The following is a 5657-nucleotide window of genomic DNA, read 5'->3' on the forward strand; positions in this document are numbered from 1 at the left end:
TCTTAGGGACTGCCCCGACACAACCCTACTTTTTTGTCAGAATTTTTTCTTTAATAACAACCTGTTAAAGAGCCACTTCGCCTCACTGCACTCACCCGCGCGAACCCAAAACCCAGAGGTGCACTTTGTCGATGTTAGCGCATTTTTTCCCCGATGTCATAATCGGGCTTCGCCCCGTTTTTTCTGCCGGAACCGGGTTTTCTCGATAACCCGGGGCGGCGGGGCAGCTTGTCTGCGCCGCTGACGCGGGTTGGCCGGGTGCGGGCTGGCGAAGCCCGCTTATCGACCGGGTTCAGCGGGGAGCCCCCGCCCGCGGGGGCGGACGGGGCGGAGATGGCGAGTACGGGAACGAGCAAGGAGCCTGCGACTGCGAGCCGGACGCAGCCAGTGCAGCAGGGTTGGGCGGGGGCAATAAACCGCGGCCAGCTCGCTGGCCTGCCTTCAGGGCGGTTGACCCTGACGGACTGACCGGCAACGGCTTAAGGCGGATGTTGACACCGGAGCCGCCAGGGACGGCGGCGACTGCGGCGGCCGGTTTTAGCACTGCGGCTGACAGCGGAAGGCGTCAGCCTTGCGCGCCACGGGGGCTAAGAGGCTCAACCCGGCGGCCAGCCGCGCACCGGGGTTGAGGTGACCGCGCAGCGCCCTTGGGTGGGCGGCGCCGACATAATGTTTGTTAAGCGTTGTGGGCCGTTCAGGCCCATTGCGCTTAATGTCACATTATGTTGAATGGCGGCTGACCGGCAACGATTGTCACCGAGAACGCCGATGTTCAGCGCCGGGCGGCCGGCATTTACTGCCGGGCACGCCGTAGGTAGGGCGGCAGTCTGTGCGCAGGGACGCGCACAGTCTGCCTTTCACTGCACCCCACGCGCTCACAGGGAACCGGCTAACATTAAGATTGTCCGGCAACACAGCGCGTTCAGTCCGGCTTCGGGCTGTCCGGCTGGTCGCTATCGGCCTGTTTGTCGTCTGACGGTGTTTGCCGTTCTGCCGGGTGCGTCCGCTCATGCACTTTCTTTAAGTGACCGATGGCCACCCGCGTATAGATTTGCGTCGTCTCCAGTTTCCTGTGTCCCAGCAGCGCTTGAATGTGGCGCGTATCTGCGCCGTTTTCCAGCATCTGCGTTGCCATTGAATGCCGGAACAGATGACAGGCACCGGGTTTGTTGAGCTTTGCTTCCTCACGGATGGTTTTGCCTACCATCAGTGTCAGCGTGGTACGGGCCAGCGGTTTGCCCTTACGGGTGATAAACACGTGCCCGCTGTCATGTTTCCACGCCAGATGCGGGCGTACGTGGTCCAGATACCGCTCCAGCCAGTGCAGTGCCCGCGTGCCTATTGGCACAACCCGGTCCTGCCGATTCTTGCCCTGCCGCACGACCAGTACCCCGCGATGCCTGTCAATGTCGCCCAGCCGCAGGTTAATCAGCTCCATGCGCCGGATGCCGGTACTCCAAAACACTTCCAGTATCGTCCGGTTGCGCAGTTTCAGCGGGGTCTGTGCGTCGAGACTCGTCAGTACCTGGTCTGTCTCTGTTTCACTCAACACCTGAGCGGGCAGACGCCGCTCGGCTTTGGGGATAACAAGCTGCTCCGCCGGGTTATACAGGATATGGTGGCGCTGTAATAACCAGCGGAACCAGACCCGTATCATGGTCAGCCGTTGTAACTGGCTGTTGTTGCTGTAGTGCTCGCCATCGGCCTTGCAATAATGGCGAAGATAACGCTGCCAGCTTTCGAGTACCGTTAAGCTCACCTGCGGCGCGTGACAGACCGACCGCTGCTCACACCAGTCCACGAAAGGCGTCAGGGCGTCCCGGTAGTTGGACACCGTGCTGAGACTGTGCCCGCTGACCGTGCGGATTTCCAGATACGCCGCAAGAAGCTGGCGCAGTGTGGCAAGGGTCACGTCGTGTTGTGTCTGCATAAGTTTTCCCTGTGTGTCATGTCGGTGAAGGGTAGGTTGTGTTTCCATCGTCTGCCTCTGATGGGAGTTCTGTCGGTATGCTACGGTTTTTTTATTCTGTCCTGTCGGAACAGTGATTTTTTGCTGAACCCGACCACTTTGCTGTGAAGCCTTGTTGTGCCTGACTTTGCGTTGATACCTGTCACCCGACCGCCTGCCGACCTGATGCCGACCGGCAGGCGACCGCTTAATGCCTTACCCCGACCGGGCGATTTCATACTGCGCTATTCAGGGCACTATCAGCCCGCTCAGGTGTGCGGCGTCGCTGTCTTCTCCGTCGAACAGCAGCTCATAGATGAACGTCAGTCCGCGCCGGTGCAGCAGCAGGTACTCCATTTCAACCAGCCGTGAGAGGTGGATTTTCAGCTGGGTATCGCCCCACTGCACCGCATCACGCAGCATTTTGCGGGTAAACAACATGTCATGGCGCGGCTGCCCGCTTTCCCTGACCCAGCCTTGTATCAGCAACAACAGCCTGCGCGTTTGCGGCGGCATCTCGTCGAGCGTCCGGCCTAAGATGTCATGCGCAAGGCTGTTCGCCAGCCGGATATCGTCTTTGGTGACCTCGATATACTCAAGGTTTTGCCCGCGATGCCCGGCGGTTTTGACTTCCCGCTGGTGCTGGTGCAGCAGGGCGATGCTCTGGATTAAGGTCAGGTATTTCATATGGTCACGGCGCGTGCGGGTCTTGTCTGACATAAAGGTCAGTTGCGACGCATATGGATTGACCACATTCAACGGACGCAGCAGCCGCTGGGCGTTCTGGTGCAGCGTGGTGAGATAGTTCCGTTCATTGTCAGCCAGCAACCCTTCAAGGGTCTGTTGGTGGCGCTGCAACGCATGGATAGCTTCCGTCTGCTCACGCGATTCGTTGATGGTCAGCACCAGACAGCGATTCAACAGTTCTTCGTCTACATCGATGGCGGTGGTGGTCAGCATCAGCATGACCGGGCCTTTGACCGTGTAGCTTTTGGTGACAAGGTTGCCCGTCGCTTCGTCCTTGCCGGTGCTGGCAATGGTCAGTTCGCCGTCGCTTTGCAGCAGCTTGAGCGCATAGGCTGCCTGCCGTACGCCTTCTTCTTCGGCGATGGCCAGTATCTTGTGTTGCAGGTTGGTGTCGCCCAGATAAAACAGGCTCTGCCCTGTCATGGCGCTGTATTGCACCCGTTCTTCCGGGGGTATCAGATTGAGTACCGCCTCCATTAAGGACGATTTGCCTGCCGCGCTGCTGCTCTGTATCAGCACGGCCAGCGGTTTGGCGAGCTTGCGGCTCACTGCGGCCAGATAGCCGGCCAGCAGGTTAGTGGATTCCCCCACCACCCCGCAGGCGGCTAAATCCGCGGTGATACGCGCCGTCAGATTCGGGTCTTGCAGCAGCGCCAGCGCGGCGGCCCGCTCGGCATCGTTCATCTCCGGGGTTTTCTGTTCAGCTGCCATCTCCGCCTGCTGCTGCCACTGCTCAACGGCCAGTAACACCTGCCCCAGTGCCCGGCGGATATCTCCCTCAGCCAGCCCCAGCTCGGTTGCTGCCATACGGGCATACCCCTGACGGCTGCGTGCGCTCATCAGGTCGATGCCATCCAGGAACATCACGCCGCTTTGGGTATCAATGACCTGCGCATTGAGCTTCATGACCACCGCGCCCGCTTTCACGGAAGATAACCCCCTAATGCCCCAGCGCAGGCGGCCCAGCGAGACCTTAAGCTCCCCGTCAGCCCCCGTTTCCCAGAGAAGGCCGGGCGTCGGGTGTTGCCCCGCCGTCACAACAGCGGCTAAAGCCGGAGGCGGGGCGGCTTCGGCGGATACTTCTGCTTCCGCGCGCGCGGCAACAGCCGTTGACATTGGCGTCGCGCTCTCAAGCAGCAGGGCGAAGGCGGCTTCCGGCTCGGCCATCTGACACAGATACTCATTCGCATCCGTCTCGGGCGGGAACATCACGCGCAGCGGGGTGATACCTTTTGCCAGCAGCGCCTCTGCCAGTTTCACCGCGGCTTCATTGCCCGCGCTGTCATTGTCGAAGGCGATAAGGACCTGTTTGATGCCATGCCGCTCAAACGCCAGCCAGTGGTCAGCCGTCACCCCGTTGACCCCGTAAGCGGCGGTCACGTTCCGATGACCGGCGACCCAGAACGACATCGCATCAATCAGGGATTCACACAAGATAAGGCTTTTCGAGGCCATCAGCGCCGTTTCATTCCAGACCCCGCGATGGGGACCCGGCAGATAGAGATGATAGACGGACCCCGGCCGCAACCGGTCCCGGATTTTGCGCCCGTATATCTCCCGGACCTGCCCCTCAGGGCCAGTCACCGGGACAACCAGCGCTCCGCTAAAGTGCTCATGACCCGATTCACGCATCAGCCCTACCGCCCGCAGTCGCGCCCGGATTTCAGCGCCCGGTTTGAGTTTCTTCGACGGCAGGCGATACCCCAGCGTGCGGTTGGCAAAGCCCAGTCGGAAGTGAGCGACTAACTCCGGGTGATTGAGTCGCCGCTGTGTCAGATACGCCTGCATCTCCGGCGCGTTCAGCAACGTGTGGTGATAGAACTCAACCACCCGATGCAGCAGCGCCTGCCGGCCGGCTTCATCCTCGGCCAGCAACGTTGGCTCAGAAGGCGTCACCAGCGGCTCGACCGCCGGATTTTTGCCTAATAAAGCCCGCAACCGCTCCGCCGCATGGCGCAGGCTTAAGCTTTCGGTGTTCATTACCCAGTCCAGCACTGAACCGCCCGCACTACAGCCGAAACAGTGATAGAGGTTTTTTTCAGGACTGAGGACCATTGACGGGGTTTTCTCCTGATGGAACGGGCACAGCAGCACGTAATCTTTGCCGCGTTTAATTAGCTGTCGTCCCTGTTGTTCCGCTACGGCCACTAAGGAGACGGCGTTTTTCAGGTGTTGTAATTCGGCTTCGGGTATCCGTGCCATATAGCTGTTCCTCCAAAAACCTGTCAAGATGCAAAGAGTAAAAATAACTCTGTTGCAGAGTACTCTAAAGTAGAGTATTGTCAACTGCAAGATTAAAAACAGGGAGTATCCTCATGGCACGGTTAACTCACAGGCAGATACAGGCCATGAAGACGAAGGATGAAACATTCTTTAAAGAGTTAGGCGCGCGGATTGCGCTGGCTCGAAAAGAGCAACAACTCACGCAGCAGCAACTGGCGGAACAGTTGGGGATTGCTCAGCAGACAATGGCGCATTATGAAGGCGGGCGACTAAAGGTATCAGCGGCTCTTCTGCCATTACTGGCGCAGATACTGAATTTATCGTTGGATGAACTGCTTGGATTACCCTTGATCAGGCGTAATAGTAAACGGGGCCCCAGTTCCCGGCTGGAACAACAGATTGAGATAATCAGTCAGTTGCCGAAAGCCAGACAGAAGTTCGTTTCGGAGATGCTGGATACGGTAATTGGTCATAACAGAGAGTAAAGAGAGATAGCGCGACTGAGACAGGTTGCCCCCTGTCACAGCCGCTCACCACAAACAACTGAGAAGGAGTTGAATGATGGCTAAGGCGCATTCTAAGGCAGAAGCGGTGATAAATAAAGCCGTGAAAACAGAACGTTATTACACGGTGGGCTATGTACCGAACGGGAATAGGGTCAACAACGCCACCCCGGCGATACATCTTAAGGGGCAGTGGCTGAGACAGGCGGGATTTAATACCGGCGGCCAGATTACGG

At 58.7% G+C, this 5657-nt stretch carries 5 protein-coding genes; 3 read left to right on the plus strand and 2 right to left on the minus strand.

What is annotated here, in order from left to right:
* Positions 1-673 precede the first annotated feature (673 nt).
* A complete protein-coding gene (locus BA1DRAFT_RS23670) occupies positions 674-814 on the plus strand; it encodes a hypothetical protein (RefSeq protein ID WP_160170029.1) in 141 nt (46 codons plus the stop codon).
* Positions 815-922: 108 nt separating this feature from the next.
* On the opposite strand, the gene xerC is transcribed toward BA1DRAFT_RS23670, so the two are convergent.
* Positions 923-1978, minus strand: coding sequence for a site-specific tyrosine recombinase XerC (xerC, locus tag BA1DRAFT_RS20930; protein WP_072164837.1), 1056 nt, complete (start codon positions 1976-1978; stop codon positions 923-925).
* Positions 1979-2197: 219 nt separating this feature from the next.
* The gene (locus BA1DRAFT_RS20935; RefSeq protein WP_036783461.1) at positions 2198-4897 is read right to left on the minus strand and encodes a CHC2 zinc finger domain-containing protein; all 2700 of its coding nucleotides are present in this window, start codon (positions 4895-4897) and stop codon (positions 2198-2200) included.
* Between the two features lie 113 nt (positions 4898-5010).
* Here BA1DRAFT_RS20935 and BA1DRAFT_RS20940 point away from each other — a divergent pair, with 113 nt between their 5' ends.
* Positions 5011-5403, plus strand: coding sequence for a helix-turn-helix domain-containing protein (locus BA1DRAFT_RS20940; RefSeq protein WP_036783463.1), 393 nt, complete (start codon positions 5011-5013; stop codon positions 5401-5403).
* Between the two features lie 76 nt (positions 5404-5479).
* Positions 5480-5657: SymE family type I addiction module toxin (locus tag BA1DRAFT_RS20945; protein WP_036783465.1), on the plus strand; the 178-nt coding region annotated here is incomplete at its 3' end.

Origin of the sequence: Photorhabdus aegyptia, from assembly GCF_000612035.1 — a bacterium.
In the GTDB taxonomy this organism is placed as follows: domain Bacteria; phylum Pseudomonadota; class Gammaproteobacteria; order Enterobacterales; family Enterobacteriaceae; genus Photorhabdus; species Photorhabdus akhurstii.